Here is a 25,542-nt window from a genome sequence, read left to right as displayed (position 1 = left end):
TCTGACGAGCGGCTGCCTTGCGGCCGCCCGATGATCGCCTCCGCCGGACTACCGTCCGGTGCAGAAATGCTCGGACCCGTCGGCACCCGTATAGGTGCCGCGGCTCGGATCGAAGCTCGCATAGGCGTTGCCGCACCAGTCGCGCCAGTCCTGCGACCACGGCACGAGCTTGGAGCCCTTGTCGGCCTGTGCCGCGTTGGCACGGTCGTAGCCGCTGGCGATGCGGATGATCTTCGCTCCGCCGCGCGAGATCACCTCGATGCCGGAGGAGGGGATCGGTCGCCGGTCCAGGCGCTCGGTCGCGACATCGATGATGCGCGGGCCGGAGGCGAACGAGCCGGGCGCGGGGGCGAAGCTGCCCTCATAGGCGCTGGTCTCGTAGCTGCCGTCGCCGCCGACGGTGAAGCTGAGCGTGGTGAAGGAGTTGCGCACCACTGGCCGCGGCGAGGCGGCGGCGTCGAGGAAATGCCAGCCATGCGAGCGGCGATGCACGCGGTAGACCACGGCGCCATGGTCGATGTCGGTGATCGAGCCGCCGCCCTCGAGGAACTCCTCGCGGTCGCTGGTGGAATAGATGTCCGGCTCGGTCCCCACATCCTTGCCGCTGTCGAGCCGGTCGCCGCTCCGCGGGAGAACGATGTCGGGTTCCTGCCGGATGCCCCCGCCGCCCGCGAGGAATTGGTGCGGCTTCCCGTTGGCGATGCCGATCCGCGGATCGACCCTTACGCTGCCGCCGTCGCGCAGGAAGCTTTCGTCGCCCCGGATCGGGCCGACGGTCGGCGCGCTCGTGATGCTGCCGCCGTTCTTCAGCAGGTCTTCGGCCTTCGCCGGACCCCCGGCTGCCATGGCTGCGAGCCCGGAAACCGCAAGCCCGGCCGCGGCGGCGAGGATGAGGGATTTTCCGTTCTGAAACATTGGTGCATCTCCCTTAACCAAATCTTAGGGTTTTGGGAGACGGCGTGCAGGATCCATGCCAAAGATTTTCGTGCCGTTTTGACACGGGCCCCGACTGGACCCTTCGGGGCCGGGCTTTGAACGCTTCTCGGTTGCCTGGGGGGCTCCGGGGAGGCGGCATCGGCGGCTGCCCGCAACCGACCTGCGCCAGTTGCGCTCACAGGGCCGAGCGCTCACCTCTGCAGACGCTGCCGATCATCCCGGGGACAAGAAGAGTGGCCGACGCTCCGATCGGTCTCAGCCGTGCGGCGTGCGCCGATCGAGATTGCCGGCGGGCTGGATCATCCGCTTCGATTCGTGGTCCAGCGCCTTGCGCAGCGTCTCGAACGCGGAGTTCTGGGCGCGAAGACGCCACACCAGCGCCTTGTCCTCGAAGAGGTCCGTTGCGTCGATGCACGGCGCATCGACGATCTGCGGGATCGCATTTCGATCTTCCGACTTTCGCACCATCGGCTGCCCTCCTGCCGCAGCGCCGATTATGGCGCACCAGAGGCATGGCCCAAGTATTAACGCATTTTTGGCGAGTTCCGAAGGGATTTCTGCGTGGCTGTGACCGTGAATCAACAATTGTTGACGGTTGCCCTTGCGGCGGCGCGGCGGCGTCGCGCGGAAAGAGCGGGCGCTGCGGCGGTGCCACGGACGTCGGCTTCCGGGGCCGGCGCGCCCGTGCTATCCGACCCCTGCAGGCGGATCGGCCGACTGAAGGCGCCTGTCCTCCGGGGCGGTCGTTCAGGCAGCTGCGAAGCCCGGACGTGCGGGCGTGGCGGAATGGTAGACGCAAGGGACTTAAAATCCCTGGGCTTTGCCGTGCGGGTTCGAGTCCCGCCGCCCGTACCAGGCTCGGCAGGACGCGACCGATCCGGCGGCGCGGGATGCCGTGGCCGCTGACCAGCGGGCCGCCGCCTCCGCCCGCTTGTGTGTTCGGCCGGGCCGTGGCTCAACTTGCCGGTGCCGAGCGAAGGATTTGGGGGACGCATGAATCAGGTTCAGCCGTTCGAGGCGGTCGCAGCGCAACTGGTCGACGTCGCGATGGGACGCCGTCCGGCGGACCTGGTGGTCCGGAACGCCCGCTGGGTGAACGTTCATTCCGGCGAAATCATCCCGGCGACCGACATCGCGGTCGCCGCCGGGCGCTTCGCCTATTGCGGGCCGGATGCCGGTCCCGCGGTCGGGCCGCAGACGAGGGTCGTGGACGCCGCCGGCCGCTTCGTCATGCCGGGCCTCTGCGACGCGCACATGCATGTCGAGAGCGGCATGGTGACCGTCACCGAGTTCTGCCGGGCCGTCATCCCGCACGGCACGACGTCGATGTTCATCGACCCGCACGAGATCGCAAACGTGCTCGGACTTGAGGGCGTACGGCTGATGCATGACGAGGCGCTGGCGCAGCCGGTGAACGTCTGGGTGCAGATGCCGTCCTGCGTGCCCTCCGCGCCGGGCCTTGAGGAGGGCGGCGCGGTTCTCGGACCGGCGGAGGTCGCCGAGGCGATGACCTGGCCGGGAATCATCGGGCTCGGCGAGGTGATGAACTTTCCCGGCGTCGCCGGGAACGACCCCACCATGGTCGGCGAGATCGCCGCGACGCGGGCCGCAGGGCGCACCGTCGGCGGCCACTTCGCCTCGCCGGATCTCGGCCGCGCCTTCCACGGCTATGTCGCCGGCGGCCCCGAGGACGACCACGAGGGCACGCGCATGGAGGATGCCGCCGCCCGCGTGCGCCAGGGCATGAAGGCGATGCTGCGCCTCGGCTCGGCCTGGTACGACGTCGCGAGCCAGGTCCGGGCGATCACCGAGATGGGCCTCGATTCGCGGCACTTCATCCTGTGCACCGACGATTGCCACTCCGGCACGCTGGTGCGCGAGGGCCACATGAACCGCGTCGTGCGCCACGCCATCTCGCGCGGCCTGAAGCCGATGACGGCGATCCAGATGGCGACGATCAACACCGCCGAGCACTTCAAGCTGGAGCGCGAGATCGGCTCGGTGACGCCGGGACGGCGGGCGGACTTCCTGATCGTGTCCGATCTTGCCGATCTCGCCATCGACGAGGTCTATGCCCGCGGCGTGCGGCTGGCGAGCGATGGCCGGCTCGAGGCGGACATGCCGGCGCATGCCTATCCCGCCACCGCGACGGATACGGTGAAGCTCGGGCGCCGCCTGTCGGCCGGGGATTTCGACGTCGCGGCGCCGCGCCCGGACGCCGGCAGCGTCAAGGTGCGCGTCATCGGCGTCGTCGAGAACCAGGCCCCCACCAGGGCGCTGACGGCGGAGCTCGCGGTGACGGACGGCGTCGTCATGCCGGATCCGCAAAGCGACGTCTGCCGCATCGCTCTCGTCGAGCGCCACCGGGCTTCGGGCGACGTCGTCAACGGCTTCGTCTCCGGCTTCGGCTATCGCGGCCGCTGCGCCATGGCCTCTACGGTCGCGCATGACTGCCACCACATGATCGTCGTCGGAACCTCGTCCGAAGAGATGGCGCGCGCGGCAAACCGGCTCGGCGAGGTCGGCGGCGGCGTCGTCTTCTTCGCAGAGGGCGCGGAGCAGGCGCTGATCGAGATGCCGATCGCCGGGCTGATGTCGAACGAGCGGGCCGAGATCGTGGCCGAGAAGGCCGATCGCCTCATCGCCGCGATGCGGGCCGCCGGCTGCACGCTCAACAACGCCTACATGCAGCATTCGCTGCTGGCTCTCACGGTGATCCCTTCGCTGCGCATCTCCGACAAGGGCATCGTCGACGTGGAGCGGTTCGAACTCGTCGACCTGTTCGTCTGAGCCGGCCGCCGTCGGCGCTTCGGCCGCTGGCGGGGGCGCGCTCAGGCCGAGCGTTCGTTCGCGCCGCGCCCCCGTCGGCGGCCCCATCTGACTTCTACCCGGCGGCGGAAGCGGCGGACCGGCGCGAGGTCCACCGAGAGGACGACGAGGCCGAGCGGGATCATCCAGAAGCCGAGGATCGGCAGGAAGCCGAGGATTCCGCCGAGGATCAGCAGGGCGCCGACGACGATCCGCCCGATCCGGCTCCCCGGCAGCGGCAGGCGCCGGCCGAACAGCGTGATGCCGCCGCGCGGAGGCGCCGCCGCTTCGCCGGTAGCGCCACGCCTCTCCTCAGGACGAGGCTCGGACTGGTCGTCTCGCATGCAGACTGCCTTTCGCGCCAGGCTTCGAGGTAAGGACCTCAGATGGGAATCCGCCTGTCCCAAGGCAACGCGCCGGCCGCGGCGCAGGCGGCTGCCCATTTTTTCCGGCCCGACGGCTTGGCAAGCGGGGCAAGGCTTTGCTATAGGCTCGCCCACGTTGCCGATACGGCGACATTCCCCGGTAGCTCAGCGGTAGAGCATTCGACTGTTAATCGACAGGTCGCTGGTTCGAATCCGGCCCGGGGAGCCAGATTACCGCTACACGTTAGCATCGAAGCCCTGGAAGCCTTGACGATCGTCGGGGATTTCCGGGGCTTTTTCTTTGCGGACGGCGACATTTGCCGCTGCCGCTCCGCTGGGGCATTCGGTCGGTCGACTTCGCCCAGTGGCGGAGCCGGCGCAGGCCGCAGCCTTGCCTCAAGTGGCCTTGCCGGGCGCCGGCGTGAACCGGAGGTCCAGCCGCTCCAGCCCGCGGAAGTGCCAGCTGTCGCGATAGCGGGGCGCGGCGGCGAGGCGAAGGTCCGGCAGGCGCGTGAACAGCGCCCCGAGCGCGACCGTCAGCTCCAGCCGCGCCAGCGGCGCGCCGATGCAGAAGTGGATGCCGCCGCCGAAGGCGACATGCGGCTTCGAGGGCCGGGCGGGGTCGAATCGTTCGGGCGCGTCGAACACCGCCGGGTCGTGATTGGCCGCGCCGAGGAGCAGCGCGACCTTGTCGCCGCGCGTCAGCTGCCATCCGCCGGGCAGCGCGACGTCCTCCAGCGCGATGCGCTCGAAAAGGTGCAGCGGCGTGTCGAAGCGCAGCGCCTCCTCGATCGTCGCCCCGGCGCCGACGTCGCTCGCCAGGAGTTCCGCGGGATCGAGGCCCGACTCCAGGATCGCCTTCACCGCATTGCCGATCTGGTGGACGGTCGCCTCGTGGCCGGCATTGAGGAGCAGCACCAGCGTCGAGACCATTTCGGCTTCGCTGAGGCGGCCGTCGCGGCTCTCGGCCGCGATCAGCGCCGAGGCGAGGTCCTCCGCGGGGCGGCGGCGCTTGGCGGCGAGAACGTGCTGCAGATAGAGGCGGAAGTCGCGCGCCGCGGCGTTGGCGCCGTCCTGCTCGCTCGGGCTGGGCCTGAGGCGGTACATCGCCACCATGCGGTGCGACCAGTCGAGCAGCGCGCCAGCATCCTCGGCGGGAACGCCGATGAGCCTGGCGATGACCTGCACGGGCAGGGGCGTTGCGAACTGCGACACGAGGTCGACCGAACCGGACGCGGCGAAGCCGTCGATCAGCCGGTGCGACAGGTCGGCGATGTCCGGCGCCAGCTTCTCGATCTGGCGCGAGACGAAGGCCCGGGTGACGAGGCTCCTGAGGCGGGTGTGGGTCGGCGGCTCGAGGTCGAGCAGCGAGTTCGCCTCGATCCGGTAGAAGTCCTGCAGATGCTCCGGCTTCGAACCATAGTCCGGCCGCCCCTCGCTGTCCGCGGGCAGGATGCGGCCGAAGCGGCGGTCGCGCAGCAACTGCGAGACGAGGCCATGATCGGCGATGGCGAGGGTGTCCGCCGCCGGCCAGCGCGCCACGCCGCCCATCGCATGGATGGCGCGATAGGCGGGGTAGGGGTCCTGGAAGAAGGCGGGGTCGCCGGGGTCGAGGGTCACGACGCCCTCGGCGAGGGAGAAGCTGGCGGGAAGCGGGGCGGAGGACGAGGTGGACATCGCCGAGCCATGGCCGATGATGTTCCGCCGCACAAGAGCGGTGACGACGCCGCGAAGGGCAGCCGGGACGAGCGGCTCCCTAATTGGTCGGCAAGCGGCCGATCCGGTGGCCGGGCGCCGGCTTCGACGGCCTGCCCAATCCTGCTCCTGAAACGCCGAAGGGCCCGGGATGCCCCGAGCCCTTCGTTCGCTGCGACCGTGCGGACGGCGTCAGTCGTCCATCTTGCGGAACGCGTCCAGCGTGTCCTTGTCCGGCTCGCGCTTGGCTTCGGCCTGCGTCTTGCGCTCGTTGTGCGCCTCGGTCTGGTTGCGCGCCTGCAGGGCATTGTCGCCCATGCGGTCCGACGCGATCTGGTCCTCGCTCAGGATGTCGGGATCGGTCGTGCCGGCCGGCTTGTCGCCACCCTTCGGGGCAGTCGGATTGTTTCCTTCGGCCATGGGACCCTCCTGTCTGGTGTTGCGGTTCGGGCTCCGCTCAGCGCTCGATCTCGATCAGGATCTCGTTGCGCTTCATGAAGCCGGGCGTCCAGGGCGGGTTGTAGAAGGCGTATTCCGGATCGCCCTTCTGCTTCAGATTGCTGTCCGCCAGATAGTTGTAGAGCGACATCAGGTGCTTGCTGGCGAGCGTCGCGTTGAAGTTGCCGTTGAAGCGGATCGCGGCCATGCGGCGCGCCGGCACATCCTTGATCGCGACGTCGTGGCTCGCCGGCTCGGGCAGCGTCGCCTTGGTGAACTTCTTCGGCATGACGAAGCGGATCGCCCAGCCCTTGGTGCGCCCGTCGCCCTCGGCGAGCTGCTGCAGCACCGGGGTGGTCATGTGGATCTTCTTGCCCGAACGGTTCTTGGCGAAGATGTAGTCGGCCAGCGTCTCGAAACCAACGCGGCGGGCCTTTTCGTGATAGCCGCTCTTGATCGTCTCGGCGACGAGCATGGCGTCGTAGTCGCGGATCTGGATGTCGCCGTCGTCGCGCACGACGTCGTAGTCCGGCTCCTCGGCATGTTCCTGCAGCTTCTTGGTCACGAACCAGGCCGCGCCGGCGATGACAACGACGCCGCCGATGACGAGCAGCGCGGTGGTCTCCGGATTGTCGCGCAGGCGGTCGATGCCGCGCTGGGTCTTCATGCCGCCCTTGAAGCTCTTGCGGCGCGGCAGCCGCAATTCCGGCAGGTGGTCGCGAACGCCCTCGAGATAGCCGCCGAGGTAGCCGCCCGCCTCTTCGGCCGAGCGTCCGGCGGATCGGCCGAGTTCGCTCGCCCGGTCGCGCAGATCGCCGGCCGACGCGCGCAAGGCCCTGACCTGGCGGCGCGCCTCGGCATCGGCCGATTTCGGCCAATACGAGCCGATGTCGGGAACGTAGCGGGAGAGGCCGGTCGGTTCCTCGTGATAGCCGGGAATGTAGCGGCCGACCGCCCGGCGCACGCGCTCGGAGCGCGACGGGGTCGGGTCGAACCGCTCGACCACCTGCTCCTCCAGCTCTCCTATGCGCTCGCCCAGCGAGGCGATGGCGTCGTGGACGCGGTCGTAGGCGGTCGGCTTTTCCCGAAACATTGCTCAACTCCTGGACATTTCGGCGCGGCCGCCGGGGCGAGCCGGATTCGTCCCCTCGATCGGCGCGGCCATGGTCGCTGCGATAACGCCATCCCGCTTTAATGGTTGCGTTCGCGATGAATGTCGGAGGACGCATTTCCATGGTCGGCGGCGGGCGTGGCCGGATCGCCACATTTCGCCCTGCGAATTATTGCGCATACCATGCAACGAACGCCGCGTATGGGCGTTGATGGCTTATCGGGTTTCTTATGACCTGATACTCCAGCCAAACTTCGGGCGGCCATGTGCCGCCCGTTTTTTCGCTCCATCTCCAATTGGCGAGCGATCGTCGTCTGGGAGGCTAGGGCCTGGCGGCAGCTCGTCCATCCGACCCATGCGCGATTGCGCTTGCGTAAAACTCCGCTAGCTTGACGCCCGGGCACCGGCCGGCCGCGCCCTGCACAGGTCCGCGGCCTTCGGGAGGACGAGAATGAACAGATTGGGAGCGGTCGCCATCGCGGCCGGATTGGTCATGGCAGCATCACCCGCCTTCGCGCTCGACGTCGCATCCAGCGTCAAGACCGACGCCAAGCCGGCGGCCGTGTGGCAGACGATCGGCAGCTTCTGCGACATCAGCAAATGGCACCCGGCGGTCGAGAAATGCGTCGAGAGCGACGCGAACGGTGCCAAGCGCCGCACGCTGACGCTCGCCGGCGGCGGAGGCACGCTGGTCGAGGAGCAGGTCTCGCGCGACGACGCCAAGATGACCTACACCTACAAGATCGTCGAGGGGCCGCTGCCGGTCGAAAACTATCAGTCGACGATCTCGGTGACGCCGGCCGGCGACGGCTCGGACATCTCCTGGACCGGGACCTTCGACGCCAAGGGCGCGAGCGACGACGACGCCAAGAAGGTGATCCGGGGCATCTACGAGTCCGGCCTGCAGTCGATCGCGGCGAAGGCGAGCGGCAAGTAATCCGTCTTTCACATGAAAGCGAAAAGCAGCCCCTGCAGCCGCGGCACTCGTGCCGCGGCTGAAATGTTCTGCGCCTATGGCTGCAGCACCGTGCCGAGACCGCGGTCGAGCTCCACCGGGCCGATCGCCGTCAGCCCGCTCCCCGGCGTCACCTGATGAAAAGCGAGATCGCCGGTCTGAAGGTCGATCAGCACCGCCGACAGCTTGCCGGTGAAGACGGCACCGGTGTCCATCGAGATGCGGTTCTCGGTGACGACGGGGCGGCCCTTCTTCTGCGGCGTGTGCCCGTGAACGATCGTGTGGCTGAGGCGGCCGACATGGTTCATGAAGGGCGCGCGGATCCAGATGCAGTCCTGCGGAAGCTGTGCGTCGATCGGGCGCCGCGGGTCGACCCCGGCATGGACGAAGGCGAACCGCTCGGCGAGGAGGATCGTCGGCGCCGCCTCCAGCAGCCGGCGATGGTTCGGCCAGCCGGCATTGACGTGGTCGCGCATGTCGCCGGCCCTGGTGAACTGCCGGCAGCCATAGGAGACAAGCGTCTCCGCACCGCCCTGCTCGAGCCAGTTCTGCAGCTCCTCCGGCGTCAGCTCATCTCGAAGGAAGCGCAGGAACCACTCGTCGTGATTGCCGAGGAGGAGGCCCGAGCCCGGACGCTCCGCCATCGTCCGCGCGACGAGATCCAGCGCCTGACGGCTCTGTCCGCCCCGGTCGACGATGTCGCCGAGAAAGATGACCGGTACGCGCATCTCGCCGGGATCGTCCAGCGCCTCGAAGCCGGCGAGCATGCTTTCCAACAGATCCGCCTCGCCATGGACATCGCCGATGGCGAGCACCCGTCGCAGTCCGTCATCCAGCATCGAAAGTCTCCGCTGTCCGGTGTTGCAGCCCGGCCGGAGCGCGGCGCCCGCGCTACGGCGACGGGCGTTCCCGCCGCAAGTTCCAGACGGCCGGCTGGCTCAATAGGCCCAGGTGCGGGCCTTGGAGATCAGGAAGTCGCGGAACACCTTCAGCTTCGCGGCGCTGCGCATCTGTTCGGGATAGCAGAAATAGGTGTCGAAGCTCGGCAGTTCGAGCTCGGGCAGCACCTGGACCAGCTTCAGCCGCTTGTCGATCATGTAGTCCGGCAGGAGCGCCAGCCCGATGCCGCTTTCGATCGCCGAGCGGATCGACATCAGGTTGTTGATCTGCAGGACGGGACTGCGCGACTTGCCCTCGGGCAGGCCGATCGTCTCCAGAATGTTGAGGTTGCGCAGATAGTTCGGGGCCGGCTCGCCGAAGGTGATGATCCGGTGCTTGCCGAGTTCCTCGATCGTCTCGGGCGTGCCGAAGCGCGCGAGATAGCTCGGCGCGGCGTAGACATGTAGATGCACCGTGAACAGGCGGCGCTGGATCAGGTCCGGCTGCTGCGGCTGGCGCAGGAAGATCGCCGCATCCGCCTTGCGCATGGTGAGGTCGATCTCTTCGTTGTCGAAGACCAGCTGCAGCTCGATGTCGGGATAGAGCTCCAGGAATTCCTTGGCGCGCTCGGTCAGCCAGCCGGAGCCGAGGCCGACCGTGGTCGTGACCCTCAGCTTGCCGGTCGGCTTCTCCTTGGTCTCGGTCAGCTGGATGCGGACCGTCTCCAGCCGCTTCAGGACGTCGTTCGCGGTCTGGAACAGGAGCTCGCCCTGCTCGGAGAGGACGAGGCCGCGCGCATGGCGATGGAACAGCGGGACGCCGATCTCCTGCTCCAGCGCGGCCACCTGACGGCTGATCGCCGACTGGCTGAGATTCAGCGCGTCGGCGGCATGGGTGAAGGACCCGGCCTCGGCGGCGGCATGGAAGATCCGCAGCTTGTCCCAGTCGAGCGCCATCCCTTGCGGTTCCCCCGTCTCGCCGGCGCACGACCCCTCGCTCGCCGGCCCTGTCCCTCAGCCTATTCGGCCGCTTCCCGCTTGTCGTCGAGCGCTTCGGCCGCCAGCCACTTCTCGGCTTCCAGCGCCGCCATGCAGCCCATGCCCGCGGCGGTGACCGCCTGGCGATAGACGTCGTCGGCGACGTCGCCGGCCGCGAAGACGCCGGGGACGGAGGTGCGCGTCGTACCGGGCTCGACCCAGAGATAGCCGGACGGCTTCTGCTTCAGCTTGCCGGTGAAGAGCTCCACGGCCGGCGCATGGCCGATGGCGACGAAGACGCCGTCAACCTTGCGCTCGGAGATGTCGCCGGTCTTCATGTTCTTCAGCCGGACGCCGGTGACCGACTTCATCGGCTTGTCGAGACCGGTGATCTCCTCGATCGCCGTGTCCCAGACCACCTCGACGTTCTCGGCGGCGAACAGGCGGTTCTGCAGGATGCGCTCGGCGCGCAGCTCGTCGCGGCGATGCACGAGCGTCACCGACCTCGCGATGTTCGACAGGTACAGCGCTTCCTCGACGGCGGTGTTGCCGCCGCCGACCACCACGACGTCCTTGCCACGGTAGAAGAAGCCGTCGCAGGTCGCGCAGGCCGAGACGCCGAAACCCTGGAAGGCGGCCTCGCTGTCGAGGCCGAGCCACTTCGCCTGGGCGCCGGTCGCGATGATCAGCGCGTCGCAGGTGTAGACGGTGCCGGAATCGCCGGTGAGGCGGAACGGGCGCACGGAGAGGTCGGCCTCGACGACGATGTCGTTCGCCATCTCGGCGCCGACGTGCAGCGCCTGCGCCTTCATCTGCTCCATCAGCCAGGGACCCTGGATCGGATCCGCGAAGCCCGGATAGTTCTCGACGTCGGTCGTGATCGTCAGCTGGCCGCCTTCCTGCAGGCCGGCGACGATCAGCGGCTTCATCATGGCGCGCGCGGCATAGATCGCGGCGGTATATCCTGCAGGTCCCGATCCGAGGATCAGGACGTCGGCATGACGGATGGTCATTTGGGCCTCGCTCGCTCGAGTCTGGCAGATGGCAATCGGGCGTTCCCCGTTCAATAGACGACGCTGTGCCGTGCTGCAACACGGCCGCAAGCCCCGGTTTCCGGGTAAATTCCCCGGATTTCGGGCGATTGCCGCGCCGGGGCGGAGGCGATAAGAACCGCCGCGCGGGCGCTCCCGCGCGCAGCCGCCACCTCCAGCTCCCGGGAGCCGCCCGATTCTCAGGACGATCGCTCACGTCACCGCCAATTTCGGCCTGGCTCTCGCGGCGGCGATGATGATCCCGGCGCTGATCGACCTCGGCGACGGCAACGCCGACTGGCGCGTCTTCGTCGGAACTGCCTTCCTCGTCGGGATGATCAGCACGCTGGTCGCGGTCGCGACGCGGGGAGAGCGCCCGAAGTTCTCGCAGCGGCTGGGCTTTCTCATCGTCACCAGCGTCTGGGTCTTCGCGACGGCGGTCGGCGCGCTGCCGATCTATTTTTCCTCGGTCAACGTCACCTATGCCGGCGCCTTCTTCGAGGCGATGTCGGGGCTGACGACCACCGGATCGACCGTGATCTCCGGCCTCGACGCGCTGCCGCGCGGCATCCTGATGTGGCGCTCGCTGCTGCAGTGGCTCGGCGGCATCGGGATCATCGGCATGGTGCTCCTGATCCTGCCTTCGCTGCAGGCGGGCGGGCTGGCGCTGTTCCACATGGAAAGCTCCGACAAATCGGACAAGGTGCTGCCGCGCGTCAACCAGCTCGTCGGCGGCCTGATCACCGCCTATGTCGTGCTGACCATCGCCTGCGCCGTCTCCTATCAGGCGCTCGGCATGTCGTTCTTCGACGCGGTCAACCATGCGATGACGACGCTGGCGACCGGCGGCTATTCCACCCACGACGCCTCGATGGGCTATTTCGATTCCAACGGCCTCCTGATCGCCTCGACGATCTTCATGGCGCTCGCGGCGCTGCCCTTCGTCGTCTACATCCGCGCCTTCCTGCCGCGACAGTTCCAGTTCTGGCGCGACCCGCAGGTCGTCGTCTTCCTGCTGATCTGCATCGTCCTGTCCTTCGCCATCGCCGTGACGCGGCGCATCGTCAACGACACGCCCTTCGGCGAGGCGCTGATCTCCTCGACCTTCAACCTCGTCTCGGTGATCACCACGACGGGCTATGCCTCGGAGGACTATACGCTCTGGTCGAACGCTGCGGTCGGCATCTTCTTCCTCGCCTCCTTCATCGGCGGCTGCGCCGGCTCCACGGCCGGCGGGATCAAGGCCAACCGGCTGGTGATCCTGTTCCTCGTCGTCAGGGCGAGCTTCCGCAAGCTGGTGCGCCCGCATGCGGTGATCCGACTGAAATACGGCAACGAGGACATCTCGCCGCAGACGGTGCAGACGGTGACGATCTTCTTCTTCCTGTTCTTCGGGACGCTGCTCATCGCGACCGTGCTGCTGACGATGTTCGGGCTCGACCTCATCACCGCCTTCTCCGGCACGCTGACCGCGATCTCCAATGTCGGCCCCGGCTTCGGCCAGATCATCGGCCCGGCCGGCAACTTCGCGACGCTGCCCGATCCCGCGCTCTGGACGCTGTCGGTGACAATGCTGCTCGGCCGGCTCGAACTGGTGACCGTGCTGATCCTGTTCTTCCCGTCGGTCTGGGTCGATTGAGGGGAGGATGGACGCCATGCCCGTCGACATCTGCTACATCAACCTCGATCGCACCGAGGATCGCCGCGCCTTCATGAAGGCTCAGGCCCGTGCGCACGGGATCGCGCTGACGCGCTTTTCCGCCCGCGACGCGGCGAGCCTCGATCCGGACGAATTTTCCCGGCTCTCCCGGACCTGGGAGCGGCCGATCACCCCGAACGAATTCGCTCTGTTCCTGTCGCACCGCGCCCTGTGGGAGCGGGCGGCCGCGACAGACGGCGGTCTGGTGATCCTAGAGGACGACGCCGTCCTGTCGCCGCGCTTCGCGGAGGCGGTCCAGAGGCTACCCGACGGCTTCGACCTCCTGAACTTCGAGAGCTACGGCCGGCGCAAGTTCATGGCGCGGAGGGCCGCCTTCGAGAGTCCGCTGCTCTCGGTGACGCAGATCTTCCGGGAGAAATCCGGCACCGCGGGCTATCATGTCAGCCCCGCCGGCGCGCGAAAACTGCTGGCGCTGGCGAACACCCGTGCGGCGCCGTCCGACGCCTTCATCTATGCCGTGGCGCGGTTGCGGATCGGCCAGGTGGAGCCGGCGCTCGTCATGCAGGTGCACCTTCTCGCCGAGCGCGGCATCGACGCCGGCATCACCACCGCGACCTCCATCCACCAGCCGCGCAGACGGCTCGGATACGAGGCGGAAAACTGGCCCTTCCACCGCCGTCGGCTGGCGACTTCGCTCGGTCTCGTTCCGCAGCATGTGCGCCGGCTGCTGGACGCTGACTTCCGCGCGCCGCGGATCGACCTGGAGGAATTTCGCCGGGTGCTGCCGGTCGCCATGCCGGCAGGCGAGGGGGCTGCTTCGGAGCCGGCTCAGCCGTCTTCCCAGAGCGCCTCATAGACGGCGCGCAGTTCCGCCGCCTCGCGCTCCAGCGGGAAATGCCGGCGGACATGGTCGAGCGCGTCCCGCCCGGCGCGCAGGCGCAGTGCGTCGTCGGCGAGAAAGGGTTCGATGGCGGCGGAGAGGGCCGGGGCGTCCCCCGCCGGCACCACCCGGCCCGTGCCTCCCTCGACGATCAGGTCGCGGAACGCGCCGGCGTCGGATGCGACAACCGGCACGCCGGAGGCCATCGCCTCCAGCGGCGTCAGGCCGAACCCCTCGTTGCGCGGCGGCGCGACATAGAGATCGAAGCGCCGGAACCATGCGGCGATGTCGTCGACCTCGCCGGTGAAGAGGATGCGGTCGGACAGTCCCGCGGCGGCGATCCGCTCCAGCAGTTCCGCCTCGAAGTCGCGATGCTCCGACGTCGTGCGGCCGGTGACGACCGCCGTCCATTCGGGAAAGCGGGGCAGGAGCGTGATCATCGCGTCGACGAAGAGGTCGGTGCCCTTCTGGTGGCGGATGCGGCCGGAGCAGCCGACGACCTTTCGTCCGGCGAGGCGTTCGGCGATGTCACCTTCCGGAGGTGGGCCGTCCGGCGAGAAGGCCGAGAGGTCGATCCCGTGCATGACGACACGGTGCGGCACGGTCAGATAGGCCGCGCTGCGCGTGCTCGTCGCAACGACCGCGTCCATGCGGCGGATGAGGAACCGGGTCCAGCCGGTGTGGCGGCGCTGCGCCGCCGAGGTGAAGACGAGGCGCAGCGGCATGCGCAGGACGTCGCGCAGGACGAGGCCGGCGAGCATCTCGATGTTGCGCCGCGCGTGCCAGATGCGGAACGGGCGCGTCCTCGGCCGGCGCCAGAGCCCCGACAGCGCGCTGTAAGGCAGGCGCGGGACCGCGCGCGGCAGGACGTCGGGCCCGATGGTGGCAATCCCGATCGTCTTCGCCTGCAGGGGCAGGAGCTGGACGATCGTCGAGGTGACGCCGGAGAGCCGGCGCTTGAAGTTCGGCGCGATCACCTCGACGTCGCGGATATCCATGGCGCCTTCCGGGGCTCGTCGGATCGCGTCCGGCAGACCGCCGGCGGTGCGGTCAGGCCCAGCGGACCTCGAGCACCTCGTAGGAGCGCGAGCCGCCGGGCGCCGCGACTTCCACCGTGTCGCCCTCGGCCTTGCCGATCAGCGCGCGGGCGATCGGCGAGGAGATCGAGATGCGGCCCATCTTCACGTCGGCTTCCTGGTCGCCGACGATCTGGTAGACCTTCTCCTCCTCGGTATCCTCGTCGACGAGTTTGACTGTCGCGCCGAACTTCACCTTGTCGCCGGACAGCTTGGTGACGTCGATGACCTCGGCACGGGCCGTCAGGTCCTCGAGTTCGGAGATGCGGCCCTCGTTCAGGCTCTGCGATTCCTTGGCGGCGTGGTACTCGGCGTTCTCCGACAAGTCGCCATGGGCGCGCGCCTCGGAGATCGCCGCAATGATCCGCGGGCGCTCTTCCTGCTGGCGCCGGCGAAGCTCCTCACGCAGTGCTTCGAACCCGCGGCTCGTCATCGGGACCTTTTCCATGGCCTCCACCTTTCCAGACCCGGCAGGCGCCGGATCATCCTTCCCGTTCAAACGCACGGCTCACGACGCCGCAACGCAATAGTGCGCCAGTCCCAAGCGGCTCGGCCGTTCGGAACCAGCACGACAATCCGGACAATGAAACTGCCAGAGGTGCCCGTCCGTACGGCACCCGCTAGTCGTCAGGCTGCGACAAAATACGACTGCAACGGCCGAACTTCAAGATTGCCGGTCTTCAGCGCCGCGATCGCCTCCGCCGCCGCGACCATGCCGGCGAGCGTGGTGTAGTACGGCACCTTGTGGATCAACGCGGCCCGGCGCAGCGAGCGCGAGTCCGACAGCGCCTTCACGCCCTCGGTGGTGTTGAGGACGAGCTGGACCTGGCGGTTGCGGATCGCGTCCTCGATATGCGGACGCCCCTCCAGCACCTTGTTGATCTTGGTGGCGGCGACGCCGTTCGAGACGAGGAAGCGCTGCGTGCCGCCCGTCGCCATCACGCCGAAGCCGAGCTCGGCGAGGCGGCGCACCGCCGGCAGGCAGCGTTCCTTGTCGGAATCCTTGACCGAGACGAACACCGTCCCCTCGCGCGGCAGGTCGACGCCGGCGCCGAGCTGCGCCTTGGCGAAGGCGACGGCATAGTCGGTGTCGAGGCCCATGACCTCGCCGGTCGAGCGCATCTCGGGCCCGAGCAGTGTGTCGACGCCGGGGAAGCGGGCGAAGGGGAACACCGCCTCCTTGACCGCGATGTGCTTGATGTTGTGCGTGTCGGGCTTGCCGCCATACTGGTCGAAGGCCGCTTCGAGGCGTTCGCCCGCCATGATGCGGGCGGCGACCTTGGCGATCGGGCTGCCGATCGTCTTGGCGACGAAGGGGACGGTGCGCGAGGCCCGCGGATTGACCTCGAGGACGTAGATCTCGCCGTCCTTGATGGCGTACTGCACGTTCATCAGGCCGCCGACGTTCAGCGACTTCGCGAGCGCCATGGTCTGCCGCGCCAGCTCGTCGGTCGTCTCCTTCGACAAGGAGTGCACGGGGAGGGAGCAGGCGGAATCGCCGGAATGGATGCCCGCCTCCTCGATATGCTCCAGGATGCCGGCGACGAAGCTCTGCTCGCCGTCCGAGAGGCAATCGACGTCCACCTCGATCGCGTCGGTCAGGTAGCTGTCGAAGAGCAGCGGGTTCTTGCCGAGCAGCGTGTTGATCTGGCCGGTCTTGTCGTTCGGATAACGCTGCTTGATGTCCTCCGGCACGAGGCCGGGGACGGTGTCGAGCAGGTAGCTCTGCAGCATCGTCTCGGAATGGATGATCTGCATCGCCCGGCCGCCGAGCACGTAGGACGGGCGCACCACCAGCGGGAAACCGATCTCGGCCGCGACGAGGCGCGCCTGCTCCACCGAATAGGCGATGCCGTTGTTCGGCTGCTTCAGGTCGAGCTTGAACAGCAGCTTCTGGAAGCGGTCGCGGTCCTCGGCGAGGTCGATCGCGTCCGGGGCGGTGCCGAGGATCGGGATGCCGTTCTTCTCCAGCGCCTCGGCGAGCTTCAGCGGCGTCTGGCCGCCATACTGCACGATGACGCCGACGACTTCGCCGCTCTCCTGCTCGGCCTTCATGATCTCGATCACGTCCTCGGCCGTCAGCGGCTCGAAGTACAGCCGGTCCGAGGTGTCGTAGTCGGTCGACACCGTCTCCGGATTGCAGTTGATCATGATCGCCTCGTAGCCCGCGTCCTTGAGGGCGAAGGCGGCGTGGCAGCAGCAGTAGTCGAACTCGATGCCCTGGCCGATGCGGTTCGGGCCGCCGCCGAGGATGACGACCTTCTTCCGGTCGGTGACCTCGGCCTCCGACCGCAGCGCCCCGGCGAAGGGCCGCTCGTAGGTCGAGTACATGTAGGGGGTCGGCGAAGCGAACTCGGCGGCGCAGGTGTCGATGCGCTTGAACACCGGCCGGACGCCCAGGCGGTTGCGCAACTCGGCGACCTCCTTCGGGCGTTTCTTCGTCAGGCTGGCGAGGCGGGCGTCGGAAAAGCCCATCGACTTCAGGAGCCGCAGGTTGTCGGCGTCCTCGGGCAGGCCGAACTCGGCGATCTTCTGCTCGGTGTCGACGATCGCCTTGATCTGGGCCAGGAACCACGGGTCGATCTTGCAGCCGGCGTGGACGTCCTCGAGGCTCATGCCGAGGCGCATCGCCTGCGCGACCATGCGCAGCCGGTCCGGCGTCGGCGTGCCGATGGCGGCGCGGATGGCGTTCTTGTCGTCGTCCTGGCCGAGCGTCGGGATCTCGATCTCGTCGAGGCCGGTGAGGCCGGTCTCCAGCCCCCGAAGCGCCTTCTGCAGCGATTCGGCGAAGGTGCGGCCGATCGCCATGACCTCGCCGACCGACTTCATCGCCGTCGTCAGGATCGGCGAGGCGCCCGGGAACTTCTCGAAGGCGAAGCGCGGGATCTTGGTGACGACGTAGTCGATCGACGGCTCGAAGGAGGCCGGCGTCGCGCCTTGCGTGATGTCGTTCTGGATTTCGTCGAGCGTGTAGCCGACGGCGAGCTTCGCCGCGACCTTGGCGATCGGGAAGCCCGTCGCCTTCGAGGCGAGGGCGGAGGAGCGGGAAACCCGCGGGTTCATCTCGATGACGACGAGGCGGCCGGTCTCCGGATTGACGGCGAACTGGACGTTTGAGCCGCCGGTCTCCACCCCGATCTCGCGCAGCACCGCGATCGAGGCGTTGCGCATGATCTGGTATTCCTTGTCGGTCAGGGTCAGCGCCGGCGCGACGGTGATCGAATCGCCGGTGTGGACGCCCATCGGGTCGACGTTCTCGATCGCGCAGACGATGATGCAGTTGTCCGCGCGGTCGCGGACCACCTCCATCTCGAACTCCTTCCAGCCGAGCACCGATTCCTCGACGAGGACCTCGGTGGTCGGCGAGGCGTCGAGGCCGGTCTCGACGATCTCGAAGAATTCCGACCGGTTGTAGGCGATGCCGCCGCCGGTGCCGCCCATGGTGAAGGACGGGCGGATGATCGCCGGCAGGCCGACGGTCTCCAGCGCCTCGGCCGCCGCCGCAAGCGCGCGTGCCATGTAGCGCTGCTTGCGCTCGCCCTCGCCGAGGGCCCATTCGGCCTCCAGCGCGTCCAGCTTGTCGTCCCGCTCGGCGGGATCGGCGATCTCGCGCCGGATCGCCGCCCTGCGCTCCTCATGCGCGGCGCGGTCGGCGGCCTTCGCCTCGCTGGCATTGGCGAGCATCGACTTCGGCGTCTCCAGGCCGATCTTCGCCATCGCCTCGCGGAACAGCGAGCGGTCCTCGGCCTTGTCGATCGCGTCGGCATCGGCGCCGATCATCTCGACGCCGTACTTCTCGAGGACGCCCATCCGCCGCAGCGAGAGCGCGGTGTTGAGTGCCGTCTGGCCGCCCATGGTCGGCAGGATCGCGTCCGGCCGCTCCCTGGCGATGATCTTGGCGACGACCTCGGGCGTGATCGGCTCGATATAGGTGGCGTCGGCGAGATCGGGATCGGTCATGATCGTCGCCGGATTGGAGTTGACGAGGATGATCCGGTAGCCCTCCTCGCGCAGCGCCTTGCAGGCCTGCGTGCCGGAATAGTCGAACTCGCAGGCCTGGCCGATGATGATCGGGCCCGCACCGATGATGAGGATGGACTTGATGTCGGTGCGTTTGGGCATGGCTGTCTGATCCGGTTCGCGGGCGCGCCGAAGGACCGCCGCTCGAGGGAACGGCAGGCGCGGAGAGGTTTGTCGAGGCTGAGGCCGGCTTATAGGGAAGCGGGACGCGGGACGGAAGGGGGATTCTCCGCCGCAGTTCCGTCCGGGAGAGGCCGCGCCGTCTCGCGCCGCCTGTAATCATCAGGCAAGGCTCGCGACAGGCCGCCATGCTTGCCTGACCGGACGGCAGGAATCCTATCGACCGGTGCCGCCCGCGCCGGCTACTTCGGGAGGCGCCCGCAATGTTCGACTGTGCGATGAAGCGGCTGGAGGATCCGGAGCTGATTTCTGAGGTCGTCCAGACCCTCATGGAATCCGGCTTCGATCGGGCCGCCATCGAAGATGCGCTCATCCAGCAGGCGCCCGTCGATCTCGATCTCCTCGCCGAATGCTACGAAAAGCTGACGCGGACGCTGGCGCTCGTGCATGGAGCGACGCAGGAGCGCGCCGCCTGAGCAAGCGCGCGCCCGCGATGGCCGCCCCTGCGAGCAACGGGCTCAGCCGGCGGCGATCACGCTGGCGATCGCTTCGCCGCATTCCGCCGTGTTCGCCTTGCCACCCATGTCCCTGGTGCGCGCGGCGGGATCGGCGATCACCGTCTCGATCGCGGCGATGACCGCCTCGGCGGCTTTCGGATGGCCGAGATGGTCGAGCATCATCGCCGCCGACCAGATCTGGCCGATCGGATTGGCGATGCCCTTGCCGGCGATGTCCGGCGCGGAGCCGTGCACCGGCTCGAACATCGAGGGGAAGTCGCGTTCCGGATTGATGTTCGCCGAGGGCGCGATGCCGATCGAGCCGGCGACCGCCGGGCCGAGATCGGACAGGATGTCGCCGAAGAGGTTGGAGCCGACGACGACGTCGAACCAGTCCGGATGCTGCACGAAGTGCGCGCACAGGATGTCGATGTGGAACTGGTCGGTGCGGATGTCCGGATAGTCGGCCTTCACCGCCTTGAAGCGCTCGTCCCAGAACGGCATGGTGTGGACGATGCCGTTCGACTTCGTCGCCGAGGTCAGGTGCTTCTTCGGCCGCGTGCGGGCGAGCTCGAAGGCGTAGCGCAGGATCCGGTCGACGCCGCGGCGGGTGAAGATCGCTTCCTGGATGGCGAGCTCGTCCTCCATGCCGCGATAGAGCCGGCCGCCGGCCTCGGAATACTCGCCCTCGACGTTCTCGCGCACGACGTAGAAGTCGATGTCCTCCGGGCCGCGATTCGCCAGCGGACTGGTCGTGCCCTTCAGGAGCCGGACGGGACGCAGGTTCACATATTGGTGGAAGGTGCGGCGGATCGGGATCAGCAGGCCCCAGAGCGAGACGTGGTCCGGCACGTCCGGCCAGCCGACCGCCCCGAGGAAGACCGCGTCGTGCTTTCGGAAGCGGTCGAGCCCGTCCTCGGGCATCATCCGGCCGGTCTTCTTGTAGGTCTCGCAGCTCCAGTCGACCTCATCGAACTGGAAGGCGATGTCGAACTTGCGGCCGACCGCCTCCAGCACGCGCATGCCTTCCGGCACCACTTCCTTGCCGATCCCGTCGCCAGGGATGGTCGCGATCTTGAAGGCGTTGGTGGCGGGCATGAGACGAAACTCCGGGTGGGTGGGACGGGCAGTGCCGAAGCGGCGCTCCCTGAGCTAGGTCGCGCGAGACCTCCGGCGAGGATGGCGGCGCGCCTTTCGCCGCGAGGCGAGGCCGGCCAAGGCTCTAGTCGTCCTGCGCGCTGTCCTGCAGAAGGTCAAGCAGCGCGGCGGCCGCGCGCGTGTGATAGCGCGCCCGGTGACGAAGCGCGAGAAACGCCCGGTCCTTCAAAGGCGGCCCAACCGCGACGACGCGCCCCGAAGCCAGGGCCGGTGCCACCGCCCGGTCGGACAGGAAAGTCGCGCTCGATCCCGCCGCCACAGCGGCGAGCACGGCTTCGTTGGAGGGAAATTCCAGCGACACCGTCAGCTCGGCGATGGTGAGCGAGTGATCGGCGAGCAGCGCCTCGAAGGCCGCCCGCGTTCCCGAACCGACCTCGCGCAGCACCCAGGCGGTCTCGCGGAAGGCGGCCGGCACGACGAAGGCCTGGCTCGCCCAGGGGTGGCTGGGCGCGACGACGAGCACGAGGCGATCCGTCCCGACGACGTGACGCTCCAATTCGCCGTGATCCACCGCGCCTTCGACGACGCCGAGATCCGCTGCGCCATCGACCACCGCGCGGGCCACCTGCGCCGTGTTGCCGACGGCGAGCGAGACGGCGATCCGCGGATAAAGTGCGGCGAGGCGCATCAGCCGCTGCGGCAGGAAGTAGCTCGCGACGGTCTGGCTGGCATGGACCCGCACCCGGCCGATCGTCTGGCCGGACAGGTCGGCGAGCACGAGTTCGGCAGCTTCCGCGCGGGCGAGCGTCGCGCGGGCTTCCGGCACGAAGAGCCGCCCCGCCTCGGTCAGCTCGATGCGCCGCCCGACCCGGTCGAACAGGCGGACCGCATGCCGCGTCTCCAGCGCCGCGATCGAGGCGCTGACGGCCGACTGCGTCAGGTTCAGCCGCTCGGCAGCCCGGGTGACATGCTGGAGGTCGGCGACTTCCAGGAAAACGCGCAGCTGTTCGAGCGTCATCGGCCAGGGCTCCGGGACGAGGAGGGGACGCTCGATCGATAAAGATCTCCGATCGTTTCAACAAGAATAATCCGTTGGAACGATGATATGGTGACCCGTACGTTCCGGGCGACAGATTTCCACATATCGAGGACTTCGCGATGACCATCGCCTCCAGAACGGCGCCCGAAGAGGATGACTTCGCATCGGAAGAGGCCGTCTCCTACGCTGCCGCATCGAACCCGCTGCTCGGCGTCCTGCCGGGCCTGCTGCTGACCTTCGGCATCGCCGCGGTGGCCTTTTTCGTCCGCGGCGAGATCGGCATCGCGGCGCTGAGCCCGCTGATCCTGTCGATCGTCCTCGGCATGGTGGTCAGCAACACGGTGGGCGTACCGGCGATCACCAGGCCGGGCGTCACCTTCTCGCTGAAGCGCATCCTGCGCTTCGCGATCATCCTGCTCGGCCTGCAGCTGACGGTGGCGCAGATCATCGAGGTCGGCGGCACCGGCGCGGCGATCGTCGTCGCGACGCTGGTTTCGACCTTCCTCTTCACCAAGGCGATGGGCCGCGTGCTCGGCGTCGACCGGCGGCTCGCGGAGCTGATCGCCGCCGGTACCTCGGTCTGCGGCGCCTCGGCGGTAATCGCGACCAACCTCGTCACCCGCGGCTCCGACGAGGACGTCGCCTATGCCGTCGCCTGCGTCACCGTCTTCGGCTCCGCCTCGATGCTGCTCTATCCCGTCATCCAGACGAAGCTGATGCTCGATCCGACCGGCTACGGCCTGTGGGCGGGCGCGACCATCCACGAAGTGGCGCAGGTCGTCGCCGCCGCCTTCCAGGGCGGGGAGGCGGCCGGCCAGTTCGGCACCATCGCCAAGCTGAGCCGGGTCGCGCTGCTCGCCCCGCTGATCCTCTCGCTCGGCTTTTTTGCCGGGCGCGGCCGGAGCGGGGAGGGCGCGGCGGCCGGCAAGCCGCCGGTGCCGTGGTTCGTCTTCGGCTTCCTCGCGCTGGTCGTCGTCAACAGCCTCGTCGCGATCCCCGCCGACATCCACGCCGCCCTGGTGCTCGCGACGACCTTCCTTCTCTCCGCCGCGCTCGCGGCGATGGGGCTCGAGACCAACGTCTTCAAGCTCAAGGCCAAGGGCCTGCGCCCGCTGGTGCTGGGCACGGTCTCCTGGCTGTTCATCTCCTGCTTCGGCCTCGGCCTGGTGCTGATCACCGGCTTCTGAGCCGGGCCGAAAGCAGGCCGGACGGCCGGCCGCCTCGCGCGGCCGGCTTTTCGCGTCCCGAGCCGGCTCAGCCGATGAGGGTGCGCGTCAGCACCCTGGCGAAGGTCCCGATGGCGCCCTTGTGGATCAGCTCGAAGCCGTGGGTGTTCTGCGTCGGAATGCACATCACCGCGGTCTGCGGCTTCAGCCCCGACGAGATCGCCGCGCTCGCGTCGGAGGCGAAATCCTCCAGCAGCGCCAGCTGCGGCGTCACGCCCTCGGCCTTCGCCGCCGCGCGGATGTCGTCGATCAGTTCCGGACTGTAGAGTCCCTTCTGGTCGCCGAAGGAGAGGATCGGCTGGTCGTTCAGCACCGTGTCGTATTCGGCAGCGACCGGCCCGACCTCCAGCGCGATCATCTGGTCGCCGGGCAGGGTGCGCGCGGCGTATTTCGCGCCGCCATTCGTCACCTCCTCCTTCGTGGAGCAGACGAAATAGACGTCTCTCGTCATCTCGCCGCGGCGCTGCAGGAGCTGGCGAACCGAGACGATGCCGGCGACGATCAGCGCCCGGTCGTCCATGAAATGCGCGCCCAGGAGCTGGCCGACGTCGATCAGCTCGCGCTCGACGGTCGACACGACGACACGGGTGCCGGGATGGACACCGGCCTTTTCCAGGTCCTGCCGCGAGCGGCCGGTGACCACCGAGACGACCTCCCAGTCGACGCCGCTCTGGCGAATCTCGGCCATCTGCGGACTGTCGTTCGTGCGGTGCAGCGAGCCGAGCGAGAGGACGCCGGTCAGGTGCTCGTCGTCGCCGAGGATGTCGACGGCGCACTGGCCGAAGGACATCGGCCGGTCGCCGCCGAGATTGGTGACCTGCAGCCGGCCATCGGGAAGCAGCCGCTTCACGATCATCGCGATCTCGTCCATGTGGGCGACGGCGAGGATCGGCGGGCGGGTGGCTTTGGCCGCGCGGATCAGCCCGACGAGATTGCCCGCCTCGTCCTTGTGGAGTTCGTCGACGAGCGGCTCCAGCACTTCGCGGCAGATCTCGCGAACCTCCTTCTCGTCGCCGGAGGGGCCGCGGGCAGTCAACAGGCGCTTCAGAAGGGCACGGTCGGAATCGGCAAGGATTGGCATCACATCTCCTTTCGGTGGCATGGCGGATGTGTTGCCAACGATCGTTCGGCTCTGGGGTTCGCCCGCACGGATGCGTTTCGGCGGACCGCCGGATGATAAGAGTTGAGACGTCTAACCGTGTCCTTGCGGGACGGGATGCGGCACGCGGCGCGACCGGCCTTGGGGCCGCGCCGGCCTGTCTCCGGCGCTACTTCTCGTCCGGCTCCTCCAGCGTCAGCCGCAGGATTTCGCCGTCCGGCTGGTCGGTCAGGAGGTAGAGGGCCCCGTCAGGTCCCTGCCCGACGTCGCGGATGCGGGCGCCCATGTCGATCTTCTCCTCCGAGGTCACCCGCTCGCCGTCGAGCGTCAGCCGGACCAGTGCGGTCGAGGAGAGCCCGCCGATCAGGAGGTTGCCGTCCCAGGGCGGAATGCCGGCGCCGTCGTAGAAGGCGATGCCGGACGGCGAGATCACCGGTGTCCAGTGGAAGATCGCGTCGGTGAGATAGGGCTTGGTCGTCGGCCGCGGGATTGCCTGGCCCTCGTATTGCCGGCCCCAGCTGACCAGCGGCCAGCCGTAGTTCCTGGTCGGCTCCGGCAGGTTCAGCTCGTCGCCGCCGAAGGGGCCCAGCTCAGCCTCCCAGAGCCGGCCCGTCGACGGGTGGATCGCCAGCCCCTCGATGTTGCGGTGGCCGAGCGAGAAGATGGCGGGGTCGACGCCGGACTGACCCAGGAACGGGTTGTCGCCGGGGATGCTGCCGTCGGTGTTGATGCGGATGAGCTTGCCGATCGTGTTCGAGCGGTCCTGGACGAGATCCTGCCGGAAGCGGTCGCCGGTGCCGACGAACAGCGTGCCGTCCCGGGCGAAGGCGATCCGGCCGCCGAAATTACGGATGTCGTCGATCTTCGGGGTCTGCCGAAAGATGACGGTGAAGCCGGACAGGCTGTCCTCGCCGAGCTGGGCGCGGGCGACGGCGAGGCCGGACGTCGTGCCGTTCCCGGGTTCGCTGTAGGCAAGGTAGATCAGATGGTTGTCGGCAAGGTGCGGATCGAGCGCGAGCCCGAGGAGGCCGCCATTGCCGTCCGCGAAGATCGGCGGCAGGCCCTTGATCGGCGGCGAGACCTCTCCCGCCTTCGACACCCGGACGAGCGCCGGCGGCTGCTTCTCCGTCACGAGCATGCTGCCGTCCGGCAGGAACTTCAGGCTCCAGGGATAGCTGAGGTTGCCGGCGACGACCTCCACGCGGATCTTGCCGGCGGCGGCAAAGATCGGCTTGTGGCCGGCGTCGGCCTGAGCGGCCGGAGCAGCCTGGTTGGCGGGCACCGCCTCAGCGGCCGGCGCCTGCGCTGCCCCGAGGCCGATGGCGGCGGCGGCCAGCGCGCCGCCGAACCACCGCCGGCGGATCCAGAATGTCATGCGCAGCATGAACGTTTTCCCGTTTTGCATCGTCCCGCCTCGAACCTAGGCGAGGTCGGCCAGCGTGCTATCCATCGAACGGACGAAGCAGACGATTTCGCGCGGTGCCTCCACGATGTCGCGCCGGAAATCGGCGAAGTCGGGACCGATGCGAGCAGGTCGCGCGACGAAGCCGGTTGAAACCGCCGCCACCCCTCTTGAATCCTCCGGCCGATCGCGTCCAAGGCTTCAGATGGTCCGGCCGGCACCTTTGCGCC

At 68.3% G+C, this 25,542-nt stretch carries 23 protein-coding genes and 2 tRNA genes; 8 read left to right on the top strand and 17 right to left on the bottom strand.

The genetic code is table 11. The features are described from left to right. Positions 1-48: 48 nt before the first annotated feature. A complete protein-coding gene (locus tag AB5S17_RS05135; RefSeq protein ID WP_369236837.1) occupies positions 49-915 on the bottom strand; it encodes a BA14K family protein in 867 nt (288 codons plus the stop codon). A 276-nt stretch (positions 916-1,191) separates the two neighbouring features. Next, the gene (locus AB5S17_RS05130; RefSeq protein WP_369236835.1) at positions 1,192-1,404 is read right to left on the bottom strand and encodes a hypothetical protein; all 213 of its coding nucleotides are present in this window, start codon (positions 1,402-1,404) and stop codon (positions 1,192-1,194) included. 304 nt (positions 1,405-1,708) lie between these two features. Here AB5S17_RS05130 and AB5S17_RS05125 point away from each other — a divergent pair. Together AB5S17_RS05125 and ade are read left to right on the top strand one after the other, a co-directional pair. Further along, positions 1,709-1,791: transfer RNA gene (locus AB5S17_RS05125), tRNA-Leu, on the top strand. A 138-nt stretch (positions 1,792-1,929) separates the two neighbouring features. Beyond that, positions 1,930-3,726 (top strand): adenine deaminase, encoded by a 1,797-nt coding sequence (gene ade, locus AB5S17_RS05120; protein WP_369236833.1) that lies wholly within the window; start codon positions 1,930-1,932, stop codon positions 3,724-3,726. 41 nt (positions 3,727-3,767) lie between these two features. On the opposite strand, the gene AB5S17_RS05115 is transcribed toward ade, so the two are convergent. Further along, on the bottom strand, positions 3,768-4,088 hold the full coding sequence (locus tag AB5S17_RS05115; RefSeq protein WP_369236832.1) for a hypothetical protein: 321 nt from the start codon (positions 4,086-4,088) through the stop codon (positions 3,768-3,770). A 175-nt stretch (positions 4,089-4,263) separates the two neighbouring features. Between AB5S17_RS05115 and AB5S17_RS05110 the strand changes: the two genes are divergently transcribed. Then, positions 4,264-4,338: transfer RNA gene (locus AB5S17_RS05110), tRNA-Asn, on the top strand. Positions 4,339-4,505: 167 nt separating this feature from the next. Here the strand turns inward: AB5S17_RS05110 and AB5S17_RS05105 are convergent. The 3 genes from AB5S17_RS05105 to AB5S17_RS05095 form a co-directional block, all read right to left on the bottom strand. After that, positions 4,506-5,786, bottom strand: a complete 1,281-nt coding sequence (locus tag AB5S17_RS05105; protein ID WP_369236830.1) for a cytochrome P450 — start codon at positions 5,784-5,786, stop codon at positions 4,506-4,508. Between the two features lie 210 nt (positions 5,787-5,996). Then, entirely contained in the window at positions 5,997-6,224 is a 228-nt protein-coding gene (locus AB5S17_RS05100) for a hypothetical protein (protein ID WP_369236828.1), read from the bottom strand. A gap of 37 nt (positions 6,225-6,261) precedes the next feature. Beyond that, positions 6,262-7,335: a heme-binding protein gene (locus AB5S17_RS05095; RefSeq protein WP_369236826.1), complete on the bottom strand. Its 1,074-nt coding sequence runs from the start codon at positions 7,333-7,335 to the stop codon at positions 6,262-6,264. Between the two features lie 469 nt (positions 7,336-7,804). Between AB5S17_RS05095 and AB5S17_RS05090 the strand changes: the two genes are divergently transcribed. Then, positions 7,805-8,290: an SRPBCC family protein gene (locus AB5S17_RS05090; RefSeq protein ID WP_369236824.1), complete on the top strand. Its 486-nt coding sequence runs from the start codon at positions 7,805-7,807 to the stop codon at positions 8,288-8,290. A gap of 74 nt (positions 8,291-8,364) precedes the next feature. Here the strand turns inward: AB5S17_RS05090 and AB5S17_RS05085 are convergent, their stop codons facing one another. The 3 genes from AB5S17_RS05085 to trxB form a co-directional block, all read right to left on the bottom strand. Next, a complete protein-coding gene (locus AB5S17_RS05085; protein WP_369236822.1) occupies positions 8,365-9,147 on the bottom strand; it encodes a metallophosphoesterase in 783 nt (260 codons plus the stop codon). A 99-nt stretch (positions 9,148-9,246) separates the two neighbouring features. Then, positions 9,247-10,143, bottom strand: coding sequence for a LysR family transcriptional regulator (locus AB5S17_RS05080; protein ID WP_369236820.1), 897 nt, complete (start codon positions 10,141-10,143; stop codon positions 9,247-9,249). Positions 10,144-10,205: 62 nt separating this feature from the next. Beyond that, positions 10,206-11,177 carry a thioredoxin-disulfide reductase gene (trxB, locus tag AB5S17_RS05075; RefSeq protein ID WP_369236818.1) on the bottom strand — a complete coding sequence of 324 codons (972 nt, stop codon included), beginning with the start codon at positions 11,175-11,177 and terminating at the stop codon, positions 10,206-10,208. A 271-nt stretch (positions 11,178-11,448) separates the two neighbouring features. Between trxB and AB5S17_RS05070 the strand changes: the two genes are divergently transcribed. Both AB5S17_RS05070 and AB5S17_RS05065 read left to right on the top strand, forming a co-directional pair. Beyond that, entirely contained in the window at positions 11,449-12,834 is a 1,386-nt protein-coding gene (locus AB5S17_RS05070) for a TrkH family potassium uptake protein (RefSeq protein ID WP_369236816.1), read from the top strand. Positions 12,835-12,850: 16 nt separating this feature from the next. Next, positions 12,851-13,711, top strand: coding sequence for a glycosyltransferase family 25 protein (locus tag AB5S17_RS05065; RefSeq protein WP_369236814.1), 861 nt, complete (start codon positions 12,851-12,853; stop codon positions 13,709-13,711). Here the strand turns inward: AB5S17_RS05065 and AB5S17_RS05060 are convergent. The 3 genes from AB5S17_RS05060 to carB all read right to left on the bottom strand — a co-directional run bounded on the left by AB5S17_RS05060 (position 13,684) and on the right by carB (position 18,933). Next, on the bottom strand, positions 13,684-14,733 hold the full coding sequence (locus AB5S17_RS05060) for a glycosyltransferase family 4 protein (RefSeq protein ID WP_369236812.1): 1,050 nt from the start codon (positions 14,731-14,733) through the stop codon (positions 13,684-13,686). The two genes, AB5S17_RS05065 and AB5S17_RS05060, sit on opposite strands and share 28 nt — an antisense overlap. Positions 14,734-14,785: 52 nt before the next feature. Further along, the gene (gene greA, locus AB5S17_RS05055) at positions 14,786-15,259 is read right to left on the bottom strand and encodes a transcription elongation factor GreA (protein ID WP_369236810.1); all 474 of its coding nucleotides are present in this window, start codon (positions 15,257-15,259) and stop codon (positions 14,786-14,788) included. 179 nt (positions 15,260-15,438) lie between these two features. Then, positions 15,439-18,933 carry a carbamoyl-phosphate synthase large subunit gene (gene carB, locus AB5S17_RS05050; RefSeq protein WP_369236808.1) on the bottom strand — a complete coding sequence of 1,165 codons (3,495 nt, stop codon included), beginning with the start codon at positions 18,931-18,933 and terminating at the stop codon, positions 15,439-15,441. Between the two features lie 281 nt (positions 18,934-19,214). Here carB and AB5S17_RS05045 point away from each other — a divergent pair, with 281 nt between their 5' ends. Further along, on the top strand, positions 19,215-19,427 hold the full coding sequence (locus tag AB5S17_RS05045) for a hypothetical protein (RefSeq protein ID WP_369236806.1): 213 nt from the start codon (positions 19,215-19,217) through the stop codon (positions 19,425-19,427). Between the two features lie 42 nt (positions 19,428-19,469). On the opposite strand, the gene AB5S17_RS05040 is transcribed toward AB5S17_RS05045, so the two are convergent. Next, on the bottom strand, positions 19,470-20,546 hold the full coding sequence (locus AB5S17_RS05040) for a tartrate dehydrogenase (RefSeq protein WP_369236803.1): 1,077 nt from the start codon (positions 20,544-20,546) through the stop codon (positions 19,470-19,472). Positions 20,547-20,670: 124 nt separating this feature from the next. Beyond that, on the bottom strand, positions 20,671-21,564 hold the full coding sequence (locus tag AB5S17_RS05035) for a LysR substrate-binding domain-containing protein (RefSeq protein ID WP_369236801.1): 894 nt from the start codon (positions 21,562-21,564) through the stop codon (positions 20,671-20,673). Between the two features lie 140 nt (positions 21,565-21,704). On the opposite strand from AB5S17_RS05035, the gene AB5S17_RS05030 reads away from it, so the two are divergent. Next, positions 21,705-22,772, top strand: a complete 1,068-nt coding sequence (locus AB5S17_RS05030; protein ID WP_369236799.1) for a YeiH family protein — start codon at positions 21,705-21,707, stop codon at positions 22,770-22,772. A 67-nt stretch (positions 22,773-22,839) separates the two neighbouring features. On the opposite strand, the gene AB5S17_RS05025 is transcribed toward AB5S17_RS05030, so the two are convergent. The 3 genes from AB5S17_RS05025 to AB5S17_RS05015 all read right to left on the bottom strand — a co-directional run bounded on the left by AB5S17_RS05025 (position 22,840) and on the right by AB5S17_RS05015 (position 25,477). Beyond that, a complete protein-coding gene (locus AB5S17_RS05025; RefSeq protein WP_369236797.1) occupies positions 22,840-23,892 on the bottom strand; it encodes a hypothetical protein in 1,053 nt (350 codons plus the stop codon). A 187-nt stretch (positions 23,893-24,079) separates the two neighbouring features. Beyond that, positions 24,080-25,294, bottom strand: a complete 1,215-nt coding sequence (locus tag AB5S17_RS05020; RefSeq protein WP_369236795.1) for a PQQ-dependent sugar dehydrogenase — start codon at positions 25,292-25,294, stop codon at positions 24,080-24,082. Between the two features lie 36 nt (positions 25,295-25,330). Next, entirely contained in the window at positions 25,331-25,477 is a 147-nt protein-coding gene (locus tag AB5S17_RS05015) for a hypothetical protein (protein ID WP_369236793.1), read from the bottom strand. Positions 25,478-25,542 lie beyond the last annotated feature (65 nt).

The organism is Jiella sp. M17.18 (genome assembly GCF_041027365.1).
Taxonomy (GTDB): Bacteria; Pseudomonadota; Alphaproteobacteria; order Rhizobiales; family Rhizobiaceae; genus VKMB-3413.
This window is presented reverse-complemented; position numbering and strand designations above follow the sequence as displayed.

Coding starts and splice junctions, on each gene's coding strand:
- AB5S17_RS05135 (WP_369236837.1), bottom strand. CDS start 915: ATGTTTCAGAACGGAAAATCCCTCATCCTCGCCGCCGCGGCCGGGCTT.
- AB5S17_RS05130 (WP_369236835.1), bottom strand. CDS start 1,404: ATGGTGCGAAAGTCGGAAGATCGAAATGCGATCCCGCAGATCGTCGAT.
- ade (WP_369236833.1), top strand. CDS start 1,930: ATGAATCAGGTTCAGCCGTTCGAGGCGGTCGCAGCGCAACTGGTCGAC.
- AB5S17_RS05115 (WP_369236832.1), bottom strand. CDS start 4,088: ATGCGAGACGACCAGTCCGAGCCTCGTCCTGAGGAGAGGCGTGGCGCT.
- AB5S17_RS05105 (WP_369236830.1), bottom strand. CDS start 5,786: ATGTCCACCTCGTCCTCCGCCCCGCTTCCCGCCAGCTTCTCCCTCGCC.
- AB5S17_RS05100 (WP_369236828.1), bottom strand. CDS start 6,224: ATGGCCGAAGGAAACAATCCGACTGCCCCGAAGGGTGGCGACAAGCCG.
- AB5S17_RS05095 (WP_369236826.1), bottom strand. CDS start 7,335: ATGTTTCGGGAAAAGCCGACCGCCTACGACCGCGTCCACGACGCCATC.
- AB5S17_RS05090 (WP_369236824.1), top strand. CDS start 7,805: ATGAACAGATTGGGAGCGGTCGCCATCGCGGCCGGATTGGTCATGGCA.
- AB5S17_RS05085 (WP_369236822.1), bottom strand. CDS start 9,147: ATGCTGGATGACGGACTGCGACGGGTGCTCGCCATCGGCGATGTCCAT.
- AB5S17_RS05080 (WP_369236820.1), bottom strand. CDS start 10,143: ATGGCGCTCGACTGGGACAAGCTGCGGATCTTCCATGCCGCCGCCGAG.
- trxB (WP_369236818.1), bottom strand. CDS start 11,177: ATGACCATCCGTCATGCCGACGTCCTGATCCTCGGATCGGGACCTGCA.
- AB5S17_RS05070 (WP_369236816.1), top strand. CDS start 11,449: ATGATGATCCCGGCGCTGATCGACCTCGGCGACGGCAACGCCGACTGG.
- AB5S17_RS05065 (WP_369236814.1), top strand. CDS start 12,851: ATGCCCGTCGACATCTGCTACATCAACCTCGATCGCACCGAGGATCGC.
- AB5S17_RS05060 (WP_369236812.1), bottom strand. CDS start 14,733: ATGGATATCCGCGACGTCGAGGTGATCGCGCCGAACTTCAAGCGCCGG.
- greA (WP_369236810.1), bottom strand. CDS start 15,259: ATGGAAAAGGTCCCGATGACGAGCCGCGGGTTCGAAGCACTGCGTGAG.
- carB (WP_369236808.1), bottom strand. CDS start 18,933: ATGCCCAAACGCACCGACATCAAGTCCATCCTCATCATCGGTGCGGGC.
- AB5S17_RS05045 (WP_369236806.1), top strand. CDS start 19,215: ATGTTCGACTGTGCGATGAAGCGGCTGGAGGATCCGGAGCTGATTTCT.
- AB5S17_RS05040 (WP_369236803.1), bottom strand. CDS start 20,546: ATGCCCGCCACCAACGCCTTCAAGATCGCGACCATCCCTGGCGACGGG.
- AB5S17_RS05035 (WP_369236801.1), bottom strand. CDS start 21,564: ATGACGCTCGAACAGCTGCGCGTTTTCCTGGAAGTCGCCGACCTCCAG.
- AB5S17_RS05030 (WP_369236799.1), top strand. CDS start 21,705: ATGACCATCGCCTCCAGAACGGCGCCCGAAGAGGATGACTTCGCATCG.
- AB5S17_RS05025 (WP_369236797.1), bottom strand. CDS start 23,892: ATGCCAATCCTTGCCGATTCCGACCGTGCCCTTCTGAAGCGCCTGTTG.
- AB5S17_RS05020 (WP_369236795.1), bottom strand. CDS start 25,294: ATGCTGCGCATGACATTCTGGATCCGCCGGCGGTGGTTCGGCGGCGCG.